Below are 16,831 nucleotides of genomic sequence, written 5' to 3'. Positions count from 1 at the left end.
GCTACAGCTTGGCGCCGCCGCGCTTCAGTTCCGCAATGGTGTTCGCCTGGGCCTGCTGGAAGGCTTGTTTCGCGGAGAGCTGGCCGCTCGCAATGAGTTCGATCGCCTTGTTGATCTGCTGGTCGACTTGTGGATAGACCGAGACCGTCCTGTACTTCATGTGGCCCGATTTCGCCGCCAACTCGATCGAGTCGAGCGACAGCTTCGCGAGGTCGCTCCCGTTGATGACCTGCTTCCTGCGGAACTCCGGCGAGTCGATGTTGGAGCGCCGCGCCGGCGAGCCATAGCCTGCCGCCACCGCGCGCGAAGTGATCTGCTTGCTCAGCGCCCACTGAATGAACGCCCAGGCGGCCTCCTTCTGCTTCGAACCGGCCGGGATGCCGAGCCCGTGCACGGCGGTGCCGGGGAAGCGTCCCGCGGGCCCCTTCGGCACGAGGCCGAACTTGACGGTCTTGACCGTCTTGCTGGTGGCCGGATCGCCCAGCTGCGTCAGGTACAGCTGGCCGGCGTCCGTGAAGTTGACGCGCCCGAGCTTCAGCGCCTGCGTCACCTGGTCGGGTTGGTACGTGATGGCCCCGTCCGGACCGAACTCCTTCAGCAGGTTGGCGTAGTACTCGCCGGCCGCGATCGCTTCGGGCGTATCAAGGGTCGGAAACAGATCGTCCGGCGCCTTCCGGAACACGTCGCCGCCGAAGGCTTGCAGATAGGGCACGAAGGTCCAGCCATAGTGGTTGTCCGCGACGAAGCCGGCCACGCGCTCCTTTTTGTTGACGGCGCGCAGCACCTTCACCAGATCGTCGGTGGTGTCCGGAAAGGCCAGGCCGGCCTTCTCCACGAGATCGAAGCGCGACGATGCCGTCAGCAGCGCTTCGGCCGTCCATGGCACGCCATAGAGCCTCCCGTCCCTGCCGGTCTCCGGCGCGCGCGCGCCGGGCAGGAAGTCGTTGATGTCCCAATCCGCAGGCGTGAGGTTCGGGTTTCGGATGTAGTCGTCCAGCGGCGTGAGCCAGCCCGAATTGATCCAGCGGCTCGAGTAGATGAACGTGACATTGACGACGTCGTAGGCAGAGCCCTTGGTGGAGAGTTCCAGGTCCGCGCGCTGGTTGTAGACCGGAAACGATGGCGCATCGAAGTTGACCTTCGCACCGGTGAGCGCCTCGAATTCCGGTAGCCACTGCTGCAGCAGCTTGGGATAGGCCGCGCTGAACGTAGAGACGTTCAGCGTGACGCCTGCGAACTTCTTGGCACTGCCCTGGGCACCGGCGATGTGCGGCAGGAGTGCGCTGGCGCCGAGTGCGGCCGAGGTCTGGAGTAGACGGCGGCGCTGAAAATCAGGATGGGTCATGGGTCAGGGCTTGCGGAGTCACGGGAAATTCAGGCGGTGGCAACGATGACTTCATCGATGCGTGCGTCATTGATGGCTTCGGGGCGGCTTCGCGTGCGGCTGCGATGGCCATCGATGGACACTGCCGGCTCGCCGTGCACCGTCACACGCCGCACGAGGCGCGGCTGGTCTCCGTAATCATTGATCGCGAAGTGCTGCGTGGCCCGGTTGTCCCAGATCGCCACATCGTCCTGCTGCCAACTCCAACGCACTGTGTTCTCGAGGCGTGTCACGCGGTTCTGCAGCAGCTCGAAGATGCGTGCCGATTCGCTGCTCGACAGGCCCACGAGCTTCTTCACGAAGTGCCCGAGGAGCAGCGCGCGTTCGCCAGACACCGGATGAACATGCACGAGAGGATGCTCGGCCTCGAACACGGCAGAGACGAACACCTTGCGGTGATGGTCGAGCCGCGCCGACTCGACCTGGACGCGGTCGGCGCCATAGTCGTAGTCGTTGCTGTGCACGGCCCACAGCCGATCCGCGAGCTGCTTGAGCTGTTCGGGCAGCCGCTCATACGCCAGCGCGGTGTTGGCCCAGACGGTATCGCCGCCAAAGGCCGGGATCTTCACGGCGCGCAGGATCGAGATCTTCGGGAATGCCTCCACGAAGGTGACGTCGGTGTGCCACGAGTCGGCGCGGCCGCCGCCCTTGGACGCATCGAGCTCGAAGAGCCGCGTGCCCTCGGGCGAGGGCACTGTCGGGTGCGACACCGTGCGGCCGAAGCGTGCGCCCAAAGCCTGGTGCGATGCGTCGTCGAGGTGGCCCTGTCCCCGGAAGAAGAGAACCTTGTGCCTGACCAGGGCCGCGTTCAGCTGCTCGATCAGTTGCGGCGCGAGGTCAGGCCGGAGCTGAAAATGCTCGACTTCGCCGCCGATGTGGCCGGCCACACGGCGAATTCGCAGATCGCCGAAGCTCGTGTCGATGGAGGAGGGTGCATGGGTGCTCATCGGATGGTGCTCGGAAGAAGGTGATGAATCGGAGCGCGCGATTCTGTGGTCGCGGCCCGGTTTCCCAAACGACCGAATCGTTGATTCGAAATGAGCAAACCATCTGAAGCACCCCGCTGCGAGTGGATGGCTTCAGGGAAAGGGTTCTCGCCAGGCGGGCAACTCGTTCAACCGCTCATGCCACCTTCGGATTGCCGGAAACTCACCGAGCGGCAATTGAATCTGCTCGGCATAAGGCAAGGTCACGGCGGCAGCGAAGTCCGCGACCGTCAACGTCTCGCCTACCAGATAGCTGTTTCGAGCCAGGTGAGACTCCAGCACCGCCGCAGCCGTACGAAAGTTGGATGTGGCTGCTTCGACTGCGGCAACATCGGCAGGACCCAAGCCTATGGCCGGTTTGATGAGGTTCTCGAAATAAAGAGTCCCGGCATGGCGCGTGAAATGCTGGGAGTCCCAGCTGAACCATCGAAGCACTTCGACTTGCCGCTCGTCATGGGGCCAGAAATCCCGGCCCGCCTTGTCCGACAGGCGGCACATGATGGCGTTGGCCTCCCACAGCGTCGTTGGCCCATCCTGCAGGACGGGGACTCGTCCATTTGGATTGAGACTCAGGAATTCGGGCGTCTTGTGCTCGCCGGCCTGGAGATCCACTCGGACGAACTCAACAGGCGAGCCAAGGTATCGAGCCGCGGCGCATGCCTTTCGCGGGTTCATGGTTTCGCTGTAGTACAGCTTCATGACTGCGCTCGTGGTGCAACGTTGCCGAGGTAGTCGACGAGTCGATCGAAGCTTTGCGACCAACCTTGCGAATGCCCGTCGCGAGATGCGGAAGTCTCGAAGAGCGCTTGATGAAAGCGCATCAGTGTCTCGCCGTTGTTTTCGGTCAGGGTGACGGTGATGACGGTCTCCGGACCCGTCGGGCGCCCTTCGGCATCGGTCCAGCAATGCGTCATCACAAGCCGCTCGGGCGGCGTGATTTCGCGATAGCTGCCCTTGACCCAGTGGTCCACGCCGTCCGGCGCCCGCAGGCATGCGCGATACACCCCTCCGACGCGCAGGTCCATCTCGTGGTGCGGAGTCGTGAAACCCAGTGGCCCCGACCAGTGCGCCAAGTGCTCGGGCTCGGTCCAGGCTTTGAACACGAGGCTGCGCGGCGCCTTGAACGTGCGGGTGATCGAAAGCTCGTTGTCGGCCCGCGCGTCAACGGTGTTTTGTCTTGTGAGTTGCATGCTGATTCTCCAGTTGCTGAAGTTCGTCCAAATAGCCATCGAGCCGGTCAAAGCTCTCGGCCCAAAACTCCCTGTATCCGTCGAGCCAATCGGCCATCTCCTTGAGCGCTTGGGGAGCGAGGCGGCACGGACGCGACTGCGCCACCCGGCCTCGCGTGATCAGTCCCGCCTCCTCCAGGACCTTGAGATGCCTCGACATCGCGGGCTGGCTCAGCTCGAAGGGTTGGACAAGTTCCGTGACATTCGCTTCGCCCAGGGCGAGCCGCGAAAGGATGGCCCTTCGGGTGGGGTCCGCCAGTGCGGCAAACGCCGCGTTCAGTGCCTGTTCTTGCATAGCCGGATGGTCTTGTGAATAACCAAAATGTTATATAACCTGCAGATTATGCGAGAGGCAGCGTTTCGTCAATACCTTTCGACGATCGGGACTTATCAAATCCCTCCGGGTCCGAAAAGTGAATTTGTCACTTCCGAAGGTGTCATTGATGCCTTCGGCGGGCGATCCGACGCAGGCAAAGTGCGCGCTGCGACAGCGAGCACACCGACGGAGCCGGCTTTATGGAATCAGCAATCTTCACTCTTGCAGCACTTGGCGCTTTGGTGGCTGTCGGCTGGGGCATCGATCTCCTCGTGCACCGTACGCCACCCACACGCCTCGAACGCCTTCTGGCCGCGCAGCTGCGCAGGTCATCGGATGTGATCCGGGGCGAAACCGTGCTCTGAATGGCCGACCTGCTTTGCAGGGCACATCTCCCCATCTCCATCTCGGGTTGACGCGCGCTCCTGCTTGGCGGTCGCGCGACATTTCCTACGGACGCTGTAAATACGCGCCTACCGGATCCGGCCGCGGTTGGCGCAGCCTGAAGGTTTCGCCGGGCTTAGAGCGACTTTGTCTCAGCCCGTGCGCCCCAACAGGACCACACATGAACAGCAAAGATCCAGCCGCGAAAGCCGAAACCCACGGTGCGAAGACCAGGGCCGAGCAAACCGCTGCCCCTGGCGAAACCCGCTGGTCGCAAGCCAGCGGACAGGGGCTTCAGAAGCCGGTGCCACAGCAACCGAACGAGATCGACGAATCCGCCAGCAGTCAGGAGCCGGGCAATGCGTCAATGGAGCACGTCGGCAAAGCCGCCTATCACGACGCGGTGACGAGTGTCGATACCGACCGCGGCCCTGTCCTCGATTCCGTCTACAACGGCCCGGTCACCGAGGGGCACCGTGTCGGCGACGAAGAAGATGTGCGCGGCAAGCGAGACCCCGCGAAATCGACATCTTCAAGGAACCCCTGACGCGCCGCATGGCATGACGGAAGGGTGTCGAAACCGACCGTCTGGCGCTATTCTCTGGGCCGAGGTTGTTTACCCGGCACCCAAAGAGGAGACATGCCATGCAGTCACGTCGATTCACGACTCGCAACGGAACGGAGCTCGCCTTCTCGGCCCTTGGGCTCGGGACGGCGCCGATGGGCGACCTGTACGAGCTGCTCGACGAGAAAACCTGCATCGTCACCATTGAGCAGGCCTACGCCAGCGGGGTGCGCGTGTTCGATACCTCTCCGCACTATGGCAACGGGCTCGCCGAAGCGCGCATCGGTGCGGGTCTGCGCCACGTGCTGCGCGAGGACGTGATCGTGTCGACCAAGGTCGGCCGCGTGATGGATCCCTTCTCCAGGCCGCCACCGAAGAACCCCGATGTCTTTTCTCCCGGCTTCGCGGGAGGCCACCCCCATGCCGCGCGCTTCGACTATTCCTACGACGGCACGATGCGCTCGGTCGAACAATCCTTGCTGCGCACCGGGCTCGATCGACTCGACATCCTGTTGATCCACGATTGCGACGTGTGGACACACGGTCCAGTCGATGCGCCAGTGCGCTTCAAGGAGGCGATGGACGGCGCCTACAAGGCCCTGGACAAGCTGCGCAGCGAGAAGACTGTCGCAGCCATCGGCTTCGGCATCAACGAGTCGGACGTGTCGGTGAAGTTCGCGAAGGCCGGGGACTTCGACGTGGCGATATTGGCAGGGCGCTATTCGCTGCTGGTTCAAGACGCACTGAACGAATTCCTGCCGCTCGCGCTCGAGAAGAACCTCGGCGTCATGTTGGCGGGTGTGTTCAATTCCGGCATCCTCGCGACGGGTGCCATCCCTGGCGCCAAATTCGACTATGGGGCCGCGCCGGACGCGATCATGGCGCGCGTGCGCAAGATCGAATCCATCTGCGCCACGCACGCCACGCCGCTGCGCCGTGCCGCGCTGCACTTTGCCATGGCGCATCCCGCCGTTGTCACGGTGCTGCTCGGCGGTGTGACGCCGCAGGAGGCGCTGGCGAACTCCGCCGATGCCGACCAGGCGGTGCCGCCTGCGCTGTGGCGCGACCTTCAGGCCGCCGGCCTGCTCAATCTGGCTGCGCCCGTCGGCTGAGCGCCTCTTCGAGCTTGCGTCTTCGCGGTACAGACCCCGTTGTCAACCGGCAGCGGCGGGACTAGCATCGCTCAGCTTGCTGTTTTGACCTGGGAGGAAAACAGAACCTGCCATGAGCGGGACTACATGGAGACATCCAGTGAACAGACGCAAGACTCTCAAGGTATTGGGAAGCGCGGCCGTGGCCGGAACCAGCGGACTCACGGCGAGGATGGCCTTTGCGGCGAACCCGACCATGGTCACGGTGGTCAAGATCGCGGGCATCCCGTGGTTCAACGCCGTCGAGAAGGGCATCCAGAAGGGTGGCAAGGAGTTCAACATCGACGCCACCATGGTCGGGCCTGCCAATGTCGATCCGGCACAGCAGGTCAAGCTGCTCGAAGACCAGATCGCCCGAAAGGTGACCGTGATCGGGCTGGTGCCGCTCGACGTGAAGGTGTGCGAGCCAGTGCTCAAGCGCGCGCAGGCGGCCGGCATCAAGGTCATCACGCACGAAGGTCCGGAGCAGGCCGGGCGCGACTGGAATGTGGAGCTCATCGACTCGGTCAAGTTCGGCGAAGTGCAGATGCAGCGCATCGCCAAGGACATGGGCGAATCGGGTGAGTACGTCGTGTACGTGGGCACGCTGACCACGCCGCTGCACAACAAGTGGGCCGACGCGGCGATCGCCTACCAGAAGGCGAACTACCCGAAGATGAAGCTCGCGGCCGATCGCTTTCCGGGCGCGGACGAGATCGACTCTTCCTACAAGACGACGCTCGACGTCATCAAGGCCTATCCGAACCTCAAGGGCATCCTGGGCTTTGGCTCCAACGGCCCGATCGGTGCGGGCAATGCGGTGCGCGAGAAGCGGCTTGGAAAGAAGATCGCCATCGTCGGCACGGTGCTGCCTTCGCAGGCCAAGGACCTCATCGCCGACGGCATCATCCGCGAGGGCTTTCTCTGGAACCCGACGGATGCAGGCTATGCAATGGTCGCGGTCGCCCGCCTGGTGGTGGACGGCAAGCCGATCACCGACGGCGTGGAGATCCCCGGCCTGGGCAAGGCTTCGGTCGACGTGCCCGGCAAGCTGATCAAGGTCGACAAGATCATGCGGATCAACAATGACACGATCGCGGGCCTGATCGCCGGTGGGCTCTAGGGCTTGGCCAACTTCCTCGAACTGCGGGGCATCTCGAAGCACTTCGGCGGCGTCGTCGCGCTGCGCAATGTCGATCTGACGTTGCCGGCGGGCGAAGTGCACTGCCTGGTCGGTGAAAACGGTTCGGGCAAGTCGACGCTGATCAAGATCATCGCGGGCGTGCTGGCTCCGGAACCGGGCGGGCGCATCGCCATCGACGGGCGGGAGTACCTGCATCTCGATCCGGTGCAATCGACGGCGTCAGGCATTCAGGTGATCTACCAGGACCTGTCGCTGTTTCCGAACCTGACCGTCGCGGAGAACATCTCCGTCGCCACTCACCTGGGGCCGTTGCAGACGGTCAACTGGAAGCGCCTGCGTGCCACTGCCGCGGAGGCGATGGCGCGCATCGGCGCTTCGCTCGACCCCGATGCTCGCGTGGAAGACTTGTCCATTGCCAACCGGCAGCTGGTTGCGATCTGCCGTGCGATGGCCGCTGACGCGAAGCTGGTGATCATGGACGAGCCGACTGCGTCCCTGTCGCGGCACGAGGTCGACGCATTGGTGCGCCTCGTTGCCGATCTCAAGCGCCATGGGATCTGCATCGTCTTTGTCTCGCACCGACTCGATGAGGTGATGAAGATTGCCGAGCGCGTGACGGTACTGCGCGATGGAGCGAAGGTCGGCGACTACCCGGCCTCCGAGATGGACGACAGGAAGCTCGCGCACCTCATGACCGGAAAGGCGTTTGCCTATCAGACCTCCGTGTCGGCGATGCCTCAGGCAAAGACGGTGCTGTCGGTGCGTCATCTCACGCGCCGCGGGCAGTACGACGACATCAGCCTGGACATTCGCGCTGGCGAGATCGTCGGGCTCACGGGCTTGCTCGGCTCTGGCCGTACCGAGTTCGCGCTTTCGCTCTTCGGCATGAACCGCCCCACCTCCGGGGAGATCCGGCTGGAAGGCAAGCTGCTTGCGCTCAAGAGCAACGCGCAAGCCATCGAGGAGGGCATCGCCTATGTGTCCGAAGACCGGCTGAACCTGGGCCTGGTGCTGGAGCAGCCCATCGCCTCGAACATCCTGCTGACGGTGCTCGACAAGCTGGCCAATGGCATCGGCCTCGTGCCGGAGCCTGCGCGCGAGCGCACGGCGCAGCACTGGATACGCGAACTCTCGATCAAGGCGCCGGATCCGGCCAACGCGGTGCGCACGCTGTCCGGCGGAAACCAGCAGCGTGTGGTGCTTGCAAAATGGATGGCGACGCAGCCCAGGCTGCTGATCCTCGACAGCCCGACGGTCGGCGTCGACATCGCAGCCAAGGACGGGATCTATGAGGTGATGCGCGCACTGGCCGCGAAGGGCATAGCGATCCTGCTGATATCAGACGAAATACCGGAAGTGTTCTATCACGCACATCGCGTGCTCGTGATGCGCCGCGGACGCATGGCGGGCGAATGCGTGCCGGGTGAGGCGTCCGAGGCACAGTTGCAGGCGGTGGTCGATGCATAGCGGCTTCGCGAGGCGCTTTGTTCGCAGCCACGAGTTCTGGCTGCTGGCGGTGATCCTGGTCCTGTCGCTCGTGCTCTCGTTGGCGACAAGCAGCTTTCTCACGATGCAGAACGCGTACGACCTGCTCACCTCCAATGCCTTCGTCGGCATCCTGGCTTCGGGACTGCTCGTCGTGCTGGTGTCGGGCGGCATCGACATCTCGTTCACCGCGACAGCATCGGTGGCGCAATACGTAGCGCTGACACTCGGCATCAAGCATGGGCTCGGCTGGGTGCCACTGTTCGCCATTGCAGCGGCGGTCGGGCTGATGTGCGGGCTCATCAATGCAGTGTTCATCACGAAGCTGCGCATCTCGTCGATCATCGTGTCGATCGCGACGCTCAACATCTTCTATGGCCTCTTGATCTTCACCACCGGCGGGAAGTACATCACTTCGCTCCCCAAGTTCTTCCGCGACGGCATCTGGTGGTTCGAGCAGGAAGACGCAGGCGGCGTGCCCTATGCGCTGAACCTGCAGATCATCGTGCTGGTGCTGTCTTTCGCGGCCGCATGGCTGCTGCTCAACCGGACCAACATCGGTCGACAGATCTACGCCATGGGCGGCAACAAGGAAGCGGCGCAACGGCTCGGTTTTCACATGTTCCGGCTCAACCTGCTGGTGTATGGCTATCTTGGCTTCGTCGCCGGCGTTGCGTCGCTCGTGCAGGCGCAACTCGCGCAGTCGGTCACGCCAACGGTGCTGGTCGGCAAGGAACTGGACGTGCTGGCGGCGGTGGTGCTGGGCGGGGCCAGCCTCACGGGTGGCGTGGGCACTGTCTGGGGTGCGATGCTGGGCGTGGCGCTGCTGGCGATTCTGCAAAACGGGCTGGTGCTCATCGGTGTGTCGTCTTACTGGAACCAATGGTTCGTGGGATTGACGATCCTGGTGGCGGTCTCGATGACCGCCTGGTCGGAGCGCCGGCGCCGCGCGGCAAAGGCGATCAATTGATGAGCTTCCGACGCTTCCTGCACGGGGGCACCGTGCCGATGCTTTCGCTGGTGCTGGTGGCGCTGCTCGCGCTGTTCGGCCTGCTGCTGGGCGACCGCTTCTTCAGTGTGGGCGCGCTGCAGTCGATGGCCTTCCAGCTGCCCGAGCTGGGCATCCTGTCGCTGGCGATGATGGTCACCCTGCTCTCGGGCGGACTCAATCTGTCGATCATCGCCTGCGCCAACCTGTGCGCACTCGCGATGGCTTGGGTGCTGACCACGCACGTGCCCGGCGCGCAAGGCTCCATGGTGGTCGCATGGCAGGTCATCGCCGTCCTTGCCGGCCTTGGCGTGGCGCTTCTGGTTGGCCTCATCAACGGCTTCATCATTGCGTGGCTGGGGGTGTCGCCCATCCTCGCCACGCTCGGCACGATGACGATGTGCAAGGGCCTGTCGATCGGCCTCACTCGCGGCAACGTGATCTCGGGCTTCCCGGAGTCGATCGTGTTCCTCGGCAACGGAACGCTGCTGGGTGTGCCGGTGGCGCTCCTCATTTTTCTGGCGCTGTGCGTGCCGATGGCGGTCATGCTCGGCAAGAGCCCGTTCGGCCTCAAGCTCTACATGATCGGATCGAGTGAGAAGGCCACACGCTATTCGGGCGTGGATACGCGGCGTGTTCTGCTGGGCGTGTACGTACTGTCGAGCCTTCTCGCGATGGTGGCGGCGCTGGTCATGATGGCTCGCTTCAACTCGGCCAACGCGAGCTACGGCGAGAGCTATCTGCTGGTGACCATCCTGGCGGCCGTTCTGGGGGGCGTCGACCCGTTCGGCGGCTTCGGCAAGGTGGGCGGGCTGATCATGGCCCTGATCATCCTGCAGGTGATTTCGTCTGCCTTCAACCTGCTCGACTTCAGCCCCTTCCTGACCCTGGCCATTTGGGGAACGCTGATCATCGGGGTGACGGCGCTCGGGGTGCTGCTGGAGCGGCTCCAGGCCTCCAGCCCGCGCGAATCCACGGCCGTCATGCGCACCACGCCCTAGTGAACGGCAGGCGCCGATTCGCTTGAAGCGGCAGCGCCTGCCTCGATGAAGAGGCGCTTGATCATCGGATAGCGCGACCGCACGCGAGCTTCGATCGCGGCAATGGCATCGCCGGCCTCCTCGGTCGAGGTGCCGTCATCGAAGTCGAGATCGATCACCGCCAGCACCTCGCTCGGCCCCAGATACATCGACAGGACGCGCCCGACCGCATGCACGCCGGGCTGCTCGCGTGCCATGGCGCGAATGGCTCGTGCGGTCTCCGGGCGCACACCTTCGCCGATCAAGAGCCCGCGCGATTCGCGGACCAGCAGCACCGCGACGCCCGCCAGCAGGAGCCCGATGAGGAGCGATGCCACACCGTCGAGCTCCGGCATGCCGAGTCGATGACTCAGATACACGCCCGCCGCCGCGATCGCGAGACCCAGAAGCGCCGCGGAATCTTCGGCCAGCACTGTGTAGGTGGTCGGATCCTTGCTCGCATGCAGTGCGCGCCAGAAAGGCCGGGCGCCGGCCTCTTTCCTGAATTGCCGGAGTGCAATCGCGAAGCTCGACCCCTCGAACAGGGCAGCGGCGGCCAGTACGACGTAGTTCCAGGTGGGATCCCGCATGGGCTCGGGCTGGGCGATGTGCTGGAAACCTTCGTAGAAGGACGCTCCGCCGCCCAGTCCGAAGATGAGCACCGCGACGATCAGGCTCCAGAAGTACAGCTCCTTTCCGTGGCCGAATGGATGCTCGTCCGTCGCCGGACGCTTGCTCAGCCGCAGGCCCACCAGCAGCAGGATGCCGTTGAAGGTGTCGACGGCACTGTGGACGCCTTCGGACAACATGGCCGAGCTGCCCGTGATGCCGGCGACGATGAACTTGGTGGTCGCGATCGCGACGTTCGCCGCAATGGCACCGTAGACGGCGAGTTTGGATTCGGCCATGGGAGTGCTGCAAAGCTATCCGGAATCGCAAGCCGGGGATGTAGGCGCCTGCCGGTTTGGCAGGCGGAACCGCTCGACGTCGAACAGTCCGGTAATGCGATGCGCGGATTTCCTACGCCCACCGCGTCCGGCGCGCCGGACTGTGCCTTGACACTCCAAAGTCTTAAAGGAGCAGCAAGGATGACAGTCCCCGGCGGCAAGCCGCAAGGCGGCCAAGCAGATCAAGCGAGAGACACGGGCGGCGCGAGGCAGGACTCGGAGACGTCCACGACCGGCAAATTGACAGACAAATCCCAAGGCAAACCCCGCCCGGAGCGCGCCAAGGACGACCCATCGCGCGCGCCGGAGAGCGGAGACAAGCCCGAGGCCGAAGAGACCCGCTGAGTCATCTCGAGGTCACGCGGTGTCATCGTCGTCTTCGTCTTCGTCTTCATCGGAGCGATCGCCTTCGGGCACCGCGAGTTGGTCGGGCTGCGCGGCATCTTCGTCGGCAATGCCGTCTGCGCTCCCGCCATCGCCGGGCACGTAGCCGACGCGATCAGGCAGGATGTCCGCGTTTTCTTCCGGCGCGCTCGTGTCCGCCGATGCCAGTTCGCCGGTGCCGGAGGCAGCGGTATCGCTTTCGTGCGCGATCGGCAAGGCGCCTTCGGAACTCTGGTCAGGCAGTGCTGAATGGTTTCGATCTGTCTGGACGTCGCTGCCGCTGTCGCTGCTGTCGCTGGGGCCGAGCGCATCGATTTCCGTGCCTGAGGGCTTGGGCGAAGCATGCTCGCCGCCGAGGAGGCTGCTGGTGGCCATGGCTTTCCTTTCTATGGATGACCCCACCCAATCTGGCAATGCTGAGTCTGCCCGGTGTGAGAAGCGGAGCACACGCCATGTCGGAGAGAGGAGCAACGTCCTCATCGGAAATCCGAGGCGTCTGACACTGCCCGGCTTTGTGTCGGCACAGCTTCTTGCGAACCACTGAAAGGACGCTATGACAGACAGGGGCCGCGCAGAGCAACAGCAACGCGCCCGTGCGGCAAGCAACGCGCGCCAGGAGCCGGCGCCGCCGGCAAGTTGGCCGATGAAGCGTACTCAAGTGCAGATCTGCGAATCTGGCGTCAAGCGCGTCTACAACCAGGCGGCGCCCCTGTACGACCTGCTCTTCGGCCAGGTGCTGGAACCAGGGCGCAAGCGCATGGGCGAGCGGGTGAGTCAACTCGGGCCGGCTTCGCTGCTGGAAGTCGGCGTGGGCACAGGGCTCGCTCTCGCGAGCTACCCTGCAAAGACTCGCATCGTGGGCATCGATCTGTCGCCTCAAATGCTGGCGCGTGCACGCGAGCGTGCCGCCCATCTTGAGCATCACGACATTCACATTGCGCAGATGAATGCGGAGCGGATGAGTTTTGCCGATGCGAGCTTCGACTGTGTCACGGTGCCCTATGTGCTGTCCGTCACGCCCCATCCGGCCGAACTGGTGCGAGAGATCCGCAGAGTCTGCAAGCCCGACGGCACCATCTTCATCCTCAATCACTTCAGCGGAAGCAAGTTCTGGTGGTTGCTCGAACGCTCCATCCGCTCCGCTGCGGCACATGTGGGGTTTCGTTCCGACTTTCGCTTCGAGGAGCAGGTGCTCTCCTACGATTGGGAATTGGTGGATGTCGAATCGGTCAACCTGCTGGATCTTTCGCGGCTTGTCGTGCTTCGCAATCGTGCCTCATAGCCACCGGCGTGAATCCCGGGCATGTCCACATTGGCGCCGCCCGTTTCAGGCGATGTCGATGGGAGTGGCCACCACGCGTCGGTAGCGGTCCATGACCGCAGGCTCAACACCGAGCCAACGCGCGACGGCCTCGGGCTCGAAGCCACGGCGCAGTTGCCGCAGCGCAAAGGTATGCCGCAGGCGGAACGAGCCACCCTCGCGGCTGTCGATGCCGGCATCTTCCAGCACGGCCTTGGCGCACTTGTACTGGGACTCCTTGCCCCATGGCTTTCCGCTGCGCGTCGACGGAAACAGAAAGCCTCCCTCGATGCGCGAACTCGCACGAACGTGCAGCCAGTGCTGAAGCAGTTCACCCGCCCAGGCCGCGATCGGTGTCTCCCGCGCCAGCGAATTGCCGTCGCCCGGCACTGCCACTTTCCAGGGACGGTCCCGGACCTGCCCTCCGCGCGATATGGGCGAGGCCAGCGTCAGCACGCGCACGTCGCCGGGCGTCAGTCCGCCGCCCAACTGCAACGCCACCGAGGTGCGATTGCGAAGTTCTTGCCAGGTGAGAGCCGCATGGCTGTCCCTCCGCGCTGCCGAAAGGCCCGGCCGCGGCCGGGCGTTGGACAGAAAGGCGATCAGGAGACGGGCTTCGGCCACGGACAGAAACTCGGGCAATGGATCGGCGTGTGCCGACTCGGCATAGCGCACCTCGGGATGCGCGGCGAGCCAGTCGTGCGCTGCCGTGTTCGGCGGCGTGTCGGTCTCGGCGGCATGGTGCCGCAGCACGCGATCGATCAGCCGCACCAGTTTCAGTGCATGGCGGGGCGAGAGCGAAAGGTCCGAACTCTTGCGCCCGAAACGCGCGGACTGAAAGGCCTGCAGATCTTGCAGATCGAGCGAGGCCAGTGTGACGGCAGGGGACTGGCCCAGACACCAGGCGGTGAACGCGCCCCACATGTCTCGATAGACCTGAATCGAAGCGGGCCGACGCATCGAGCCTGAGGCCCGGTGCGCATCGAGCCATCGCTCGAATGCGAGGCGATGGGTTTCAGCGGGTGCTTCGTCGAAGAGAGAAATCGGCGTCATGAATACGCTAACGGCCTTTGATGTTGGGTTGATTCTAGATGGCGTATTTGGGATTTTGCGGTTTGGACTTGATCGGAAGTCCGTTAGCGTATTACAGAAAGTACGGCGTTCGGCACCACTCAGCCCTTCAACACCCACTGGCGACTGCCGATAACAACGGACGAGACAACCCGATCAATTCACCCAAAGAGCATTTCATGCCAGAGTCGCCGAACTCCCCATCCATGAGCATTGCGCGAATGCTTGGCATGCTCGTCTGCGGCGCCATCGTCGGCGTCATCGCCCTGACAGGGTTGTTTCTTCATTCCGAGCAGAAGCTCATCATGGAAGAGCGGCAGGCCAGCGTCCGCCAGACCGTCGAGACTGCCTACGGCCTCGTTGCCTACTACCACGGCCTCTCGGAGAAAGGCCAGCTGAGCGAAGCACAGGCCAAGGAGCAGGCGTTGCAGTCCCTTCGCGGCCTGCGCTACAACGACAAGGAGTATTTCTGGGTGAACGACATGGGGCCGCTGGTTCTGATGCATCCGATCACCCCGGCGCTCGAAAACTCGGACCTCTCGCAACGCAAGGACTTGTCCGTGTTGAAGCTCTTCACCGAGTTCGTGAACACGGTCAAGGCGAAGGACGCGGGGTTCGTGGCCTACGACTGGCCCAAGCCTGGCAGCGAGAAGCCGGTGCCCAAGGTGTCGTATGTCAAGGGCTTCAAGCCCTGGGGCTGGATCGTCGGGTCGGGCGTCTACGTGGACACCGTGAACACCACCATCCTCGGACGGCTGGTGAACTTCTCTCTCGTCACACTCCTGCTGGCGGTGCTCCTGCTGGCTCTCGGTTGGATCATCCGGCGCGCGATGCTCAGGCAGCTGGGCGGCGAACCGGCAACCGCTGTCGAAGTGGCGCGCCGCATTGCAGACGGTGATCTTGCGGCGGACATCCGCGTCAACGCAGGCGACGAATCGAGCCTCATGCATGCAGTCGAGCACATGCGCAGCAATCTCGCAAAGATCGTGGCCGAAGTGCGTACGGGCACGGACACCATCGCGACGGCATCGAGCCAGATCGCCACGGGCAATCAGGACTTGTCCTCGCGCACCGAAGAGCAGGCGAGCTCGCTGGAGCAGACCGCCGCTTCGATGGAAGAGCTCACCTCGACCGTCAAGCAGAACGCCGACAACGCGCGCCAAGCCAATCAGCTTGCGGTGTCCGCTTCCGAAGTAGCGGTCAAGGGCGGCAGTGTCGTCTCGCAGGTGGTCGACACGATGGGCTCCATCAATGCATCGTCGCGCAAGATCGTGGACATCATCGGCGTGATCGACGGCATTGCATTCCAGACGAACATCCTTGCATTGAACGCAGCAGTCGAAGCCGCCCGCGCTGGCGAGCAGGGCCGCGGCTTCGCCGTCGTGGCCTCCGAAGTGCGCAGCCTGGCCCAACGCTCAGCCGCAGCAGCCAAGGAAATCAAGACGCTCATCGGCGACTCGGTAGAAAAAGTCGAGGAAGGCAGCAAGCAGGTGGCCGAAGCCGGAAAGACCATGGAAGAGATCGTCGACAGCGTCAAGCGCGTGACGGACATCATGGGCGAGATCACTGCCGCGAGCCAGGAGCAGACGTCAGGCATCGAGCAGATCAACCAGGCGATCACGCAGATGGACCAGGTCACGCAGCAGAACGCGGCGCTGGTCGAAGAGGCCGCCGCTGCGGCAGGCTCGCTGCAGGATCAGGCGGCCAGCTTGTCGCAAGCTGTGAGCGTGTTCAAGCTCGGCGCTGGCAGCGCCGCCGCAGCTGGGCGATGAGCGCCTCGGCGGTCTCGTCAGCCCGTTCGAGCTGGCGCACACGATCGTTGATCACGCTGAGCAGTTCGTGTTCGCCGCACACCAGGGTCGCACCGGACTCCGGCGCACCGTCCGTCATCTCTCCCGGGAAGGAGAGGTTCCAGTAGGGCCAACCCATCGGCCTCACTTCGATGTTGTAGGCATCGGCCAACGCGAACGCCGGCACCGCCACGGATTCAAGGAACTTGTGGTCCGGCGGGGCAAGGGCGACCACTCGCTGGCGAGTCACGGTGAAGGCAAACCGAACCGACGCTTGCATGTCCAGCATTCCGTCGCGAACCAGCGTGCCGAGGTCGGCCGGTGCGCTTCTTGTCCACGCCGCGGCCTGGCTGCCCAGGAATGCGAACGCACCGCCATCGCAGATCGCGAAAAGCCGTTCCGTCGGGCCCGGCGTTCGGGCATAGGCGCGGAGCAGCTCGCCCATGGCTGGCCGGCGGCGCACGTCGGCATACAGCCGATGCGGGTCATAGCCGAACCGAAAGAACGCCGCGTGGCATGCGTCTTCGGGAGAAACCCCGCCGTTGACGCCTGAGAGTCCCTTCAGGTCGGCCATGCACTGCCTCAGCATGCGGTCCACCACCGTCAACGCCTGACCGGTGATCGCCGCCAGTGCCGCCGGGATGGGTTCGACCTCGCCCGCTCGGTCGCGGATGATGGGGTGGAGTGTTCGCGTTGCGGTGGTCGTCAT

Annotated in this window: 19 protein-coding genes; 10 read left to right on the top strand and 9 right to left on the bottom strand. The window is 64.0% G+C overall.

Annotation, left to right across the window (positions count from 1 at the left end):
• Position 1: 1 nt before the first annotated feature.
• The 5 genes from AC1DSF_RS22670 to AC1DSF_RS22650 all read right to left on the bottom strand — a co-directional run bounded on the left by AC1DSF_RS22670 (position 2) and on the right by AC1DSF_RS22650 (position 3,894).
• Positions 2-1,345, bottom strand: coding sequence for an ABC transporter substrate-binding protein (locus AC1DSF_RS22670; RefSeq protein WP_478128788.1), 1,344 nt, complete (start codon positions 1,343-1,345; stop codon positions 2-4).
• A gap of 29 nt (positions 1,346-1,374) precedes the next feature.
• Positions 1,375-2,331, bottom strand: coding sequence for a TauD/TfdA dioxygenase family protein (locus AC1DSF_RS22665; protein ID WP_478128789.1), 957 nt, complete (start codon positions 2,329-2,331; stop codon positions 1,375-1,377).
• A 132-nt stretch (positions 2,332-2,463) separates the two neighbouring features.
• Complete coding sequence (locus AC1DSF_RS22660) at positions 2,464-3,069, bottom strand: glutathione S-transferase family protein (RefSeq protein ID WP_478183472.1); 606 nt, start codon at positions 3,067-3,069, stop codon at positions 2,464-2,466.
• The gene (locus AC1DSF_RS22655; RefSeq protein ID WP_478128791.1) at positions 3,066-3,560 is read right to left on the bottom strand and encodes an SRPBCC family protein; all 495 of its coding nucleotides are present in this window, start codon (positions 3,558-3,560) and stop codon (positions 3,066-3,068) included. Before AC1DSF_RS22655 ends, AC1DSF_RS22660 begins: the two co-directional genes overlap by 4 nt.
• Entirely contained in the window at positions 3,532-3,894 is a 363-nt protein-coding gene (locus tag AC1DSF_RS22650) for an ArsR/SmtB family transcription factor (protein ID WP_478128792.1), read from the bottom strand. Before AC1DSF_RS22650 ends, AC1DSF_RS22655 begins: the two co-directional genes overlap by 29 nt.
• A gap of 221 nt (positions 3,895-4,115) precedes the next feature.
• Here AC1DSF_RS22650 and AC1DSF_RS22645 point away from each other — a divergent pair, with 221 nt between their 5' ends.
• The 7 genes from AC1DSF_RS22645 (at position 4,116) to AC1DSF_RS22615 (ending at position 10,612) form a co-directional block, all read left to right on the top strand.
• The gene (locus tag AC1DSF_RS22645) at positions 4,116-4,280 is read left to right on the top strand and encodes a hypothetical protein (RefSeq protein ID WP_478128793.1); all 165 of its coding nucleotides are present in this window, start codon (positions 4,116-4,118) and stop codon (positions 4,278-4,280) included.
• Between the two features lie 200 nt (positions 4,281-4,480).
• Positions 4,481-4,846, top strand: coding sequence for a hypothetical protein (locus AC1DSF_RS22640; protein WP_478128794.1), 366 nt, complete (start codon positions 4,481-4,483; stop codon positions 4,844-4,846).
• Between the two features lie 98 nt (positions 4,847-4,944).
• Positions 4,945-5,976 (top strand): aldo/keto reductase, encoded by a 1,032-nt coding sequence (locus tag AC1DSF_RS22635; RefSeq protein ID WP_478128795.1) that lies wholly within the window; start codon positions 4,945-4,947, stop codon positions 5,974-5,976.
• A 139-nt stretch (positions 5,977-6,115) separates the two neighbouring features.
• The gene (locus tag AC1DSF_RS22630) at positions 6,116-7,117 is read left to right on the top strand and encodes a substrate-binding domain-containing protein (RefSeq protein WP_478128796.1); all 1,002 of its coding nucleotides are present in this window, start codon (positions 6,116-6,118) and stop codon (positions 7,115-7,117) included.
• A gap of 3 nt (positions 7,118-7,120) precedes the next feature.
• Positions 7,121-8,605 carry a sugar ABC transporter ATP-binding protein gene (locus AC1DSF_RS22625; protein WP_478183471.1) on the top strand — a complete coding sequence of 495 codons (1,485 nt, stop codon included), beginning with the start codon at positions 7,121-7,123 and terminating at the stop codon, positions 8,603-8,605.
• The gene (locus AC1DSF_RS22620; protein ID WP_478146364.1) at positions 8,598-9,593 is read left to right on the top strand and encodes an ABC transporter permease; all 996 of its coding nucleotides are present in this window, start codon (positions 8,598-8,600) and stop codon (positions 9,591-9,593) included. The genes AC1DSF_RS22625 and AC1DSF_RS22620 overlap by 8 nt, the downstream gene beginning before the upstream one ends.
• Positions 9,593-10,612 (top strand): ABC transporter permease, encoded by a 1,020-nt coding sequence (locus tag AC1DSF_RS22615; RefSeq protein WP_478128799.1) that lies wholly within the window; start codon positions 9,593-9,595, stop codon positions 10,610-10,612. The genes AC1DSF_RS22620 and AC1DSF_RS22615 overlap by 1 nt, the downstream gene beginning before the upstream one ends.
• Here AC1DSF_RS22615 and AC1DSF_RS22610 read toward each other — a convergent pair.
• Positions 10,609-11,538: a cation diffusion facilitator family transporter gene (locus AC1DSF_RS22610; protein WP_478128800.1), complete on the bottom strand. Its 930-nt coding sequence runs from the start codon at positions 11,536-11,538 to the stop codon at positions 10,609-10,611. The two genes, AC1DSF_RS22615 and AC1DSF_RS22610, sit on opposite strands and share 4 nt — an antisense overlap.
• Before the next feature lie 180 nt (positions 11,539-11,718).
• Here AC1DSF_RS22610 and AC1DSF_RS22605 point away from each other — a divergent pair, with 180 nt between their 5' ends.
• Entirely contained in the window at positions 11,719-11,922 is a 204-nt protein-coding gene (locus tag AC1DSF_RS22605; protein ID WP_478128801.1) for a hypothetical protein, read from the top strand.
• Positions 11,923-11,934: 12 nt separating this feature from the next.
• Here the strand turns inward: AC1DSF_RS22605 and AC1DSF_RS22600 are convergent, their stop codons facing one another.
• Positions 11,935-12,336: a hypothetical protein gene (locus AC1DSF_RS22600; RefSeq protein WP_478128802.1), complete on the bottom strand. Its 402-nt coding sequence runs from the start codon at positions 12,334-12,336 to the stop codon at positions 11,935-11,937.
• A gap of 268 nt (positions 12,337-12,604) precedes the next feature.
• On the opposite strand from AC1DSF_RS22600, the gene AC1DSF_RS22595 reads away from it, so the two are divergent.
• Positions 12,605-13,243 carry a class I SAM-dependent methyltransferase gene (locus tag AC1DSF_RS22595; RefSeq protein ID WP_478128803.1) on the top strand — a complete coding sequence of 213 codons (639 nt, stop codon included), beginning with the start codon at positions 12,605-12,607 and terminating at the stop codon, positions 13,241-13,243.
• A gap of 45 nt (positions 13,244-13,288) precedes the next feature.
• Here the strand turns inward: AC1DSF_RS22595 and AC1DSF_RS22590 are convergent, their stop codons facing one another.
• Positions 13,289-14,314 (bottom strand): tyrosine-type recombinase/integrase, encoded by a 1,026-nt coding sequence (locus AC1DSF_RS22590; protein WP_478146368.1) that lies wholly within the window; start codon positions 14,312-14,314, stop codon positions 13,289-13,291.
• 224 nt (positions 14,315-14,538) lie between these two features.
• Here AC1DSF_RS22590 and AC1DSF_RS22585 point away from each other — a divergent pair, with 224 nt between their 5' ends.
• Complete coding sequence (locus tag AC1DSF_RS22585) at positions 14,539-16,104, top strand: methyl-accepting chemotaxis protein (RefSeq protein WP_478183470.1); 1,566 nt, start codon at positions 14,539-14,541, stop codon at positions 16,102-16,104.
• Here the strand turns inward: AC1DSF_RS22585 and AC1DSF_RS22580 are convergent.
• Positions 16,064-16,831 carry a hypothetical protein gene (locus AC1DSF_RS22580; RefSeq protein ID WP_478127778.1) on the bottom strand — a complete coding sequence of 256 codons (768 nt, stop codon included), beginning with the start codon at positions 16,829-16,831 and terminating at the stop codon, positions 16,064-16,066. The two genes, AC1DSF_RS22585 and AC1DSF_RS22580, sit on opposite strands and share 41 nt — an antisense overlap.

Source organism: Variovorax sp. 01N429, assembly GCF_056399425.1.
The sequence above is the reverse complement of the archived record's forward strand: the minus strand, read 5'-3'. Positions and strand labels throughout refer to the sequence as shown.

Excerpts from the sequence above, each read along its gene's own strand:
- AC1DSF_RS22615 (WP_478128799.1), top strand. The coding sequence starts at position 9,593 with ATGAGCTTCCGACGCTTCCTGCACGGGGGCACCGTGCCGATGCTTTCG.
- AC1DSF_RS22620 (WP_478146364.1), top strand. The coding sequence starts at position 8,598 with ATGCATAGCGGCTTCGCGAGGCGCTTTGTTCGCAGCCACGAGTTCTGG.
- AC1DSF_RS22585 (WP_478183470.1), top strand. The coding sequence starts at position 14,539 with ATGAGCATTGCGCGAATGCTTGGCATGCTCGTCTGCGGCGCCATCGTC.
- AC1DSF_RS22610 (WP_478128800.1), bottom strand. The coding sequence starts at position 11,538 with ATGGCCGAATCCAAACTCGCCGTCTACGGTGCCATTGCGGCGAACGTC.
- AC1DSF_RS22595 (WP_478128803.1), top strand. The coding sequence starts at position 12,605 with ATGAAGCGTACTCAAGTGCAGATCTGCGAATCTGGCGTCAAGCGCGTC.
- AC1DSF_RS22635 (WP_478128795.1), top strand. The coding sequence starts at position 4,945 with ATGCAGTCACGTCGATTCACGACTCGCAACGGAACGGAGCTCGCCTTC.
- AC1DSF_RS22665 (WP_478128789.1), bottom strand. The coding sequence starts at position 2,331 with ATGAGCACCCATGCACCCTCCTCCATCGACACGAGCTTCGGCGATCTG.
- AC1DSF_RS22580 (WP_478127778.1), bottom strand. The coding sequence starts at position 16,831 with ATGACGACCACCGCAACGCGAACACTCCACCCCATCATCCGCGACCGA.
- AC1DSF_RS22645 (WP_478128793.1), top strand. The coding sequence starts at position 4,116 with ATGGAATCAGCAATCTTCACTCTTGCAGCACTTGGCGCTTTGGTGGCT.
- AC1DSF_RS22590 (WP_478146368.1), bottom strand. The coding sequence starts at position 14,314 with ATGACGCCGATTTCTCTCTTCGACGAAGCACCCGCTGAAACCCATCGC.
- AC1DSF_RS22670 (WP_478128788.1), bottom strand. The coding sequence starts at position 1,345 with ATGACCCATCCTGATTTTCAGCGCCGCCGTCTACTCCAGACCTCGGCC.
- AC1DSF_RS22600 (WP_478128802.1), bottom strand. The coding sequence starts at position 12,336 with ATGGCCACCAGCAGCCTCCTCGGCGGCGAGCATGCTTCGCCCAAGCCC.
- AC1DSF_RS22650 (WP_478128792.1), bottom strand. The coding sequence starts at position 3,894 with ATGCAAGAACAGGCACTGAACGCGGCGTTTGCCGCACTGGCGGACCCC.
- AC1DSF_RS22660 (WP_478183472.1), bottom strand. The coding sequence starts at position 3,069 with ATGAAGCTGTACTACAGCGAAACCATGAACCCGCGAAAGGCATGCGCC.
- AC1DSF_RS22640 (WP_478128794.1), top strand. The coding sequence starts at position 4,481 with ATGAACAGCAAAGATCCAGCCGCGAAAGCCGAAACCCACGGTGCGAAG.
- AC1DSF_RS22655 (WP_478128791.1), bottom strand. The coding sequence starts at position 3,560 with ATGCAACTCACAAGACAAAACACCGTTGACGCGCGGGCCGACAACGAG.
- AC1DSF_RS22605 (WP_478128801.1), top strand. The coding sequence starts at position 11,719 with ATGACAGTCCCCGGCGGCAAGCCGCAAGGCGGCCAAGCAGATCAAGCG.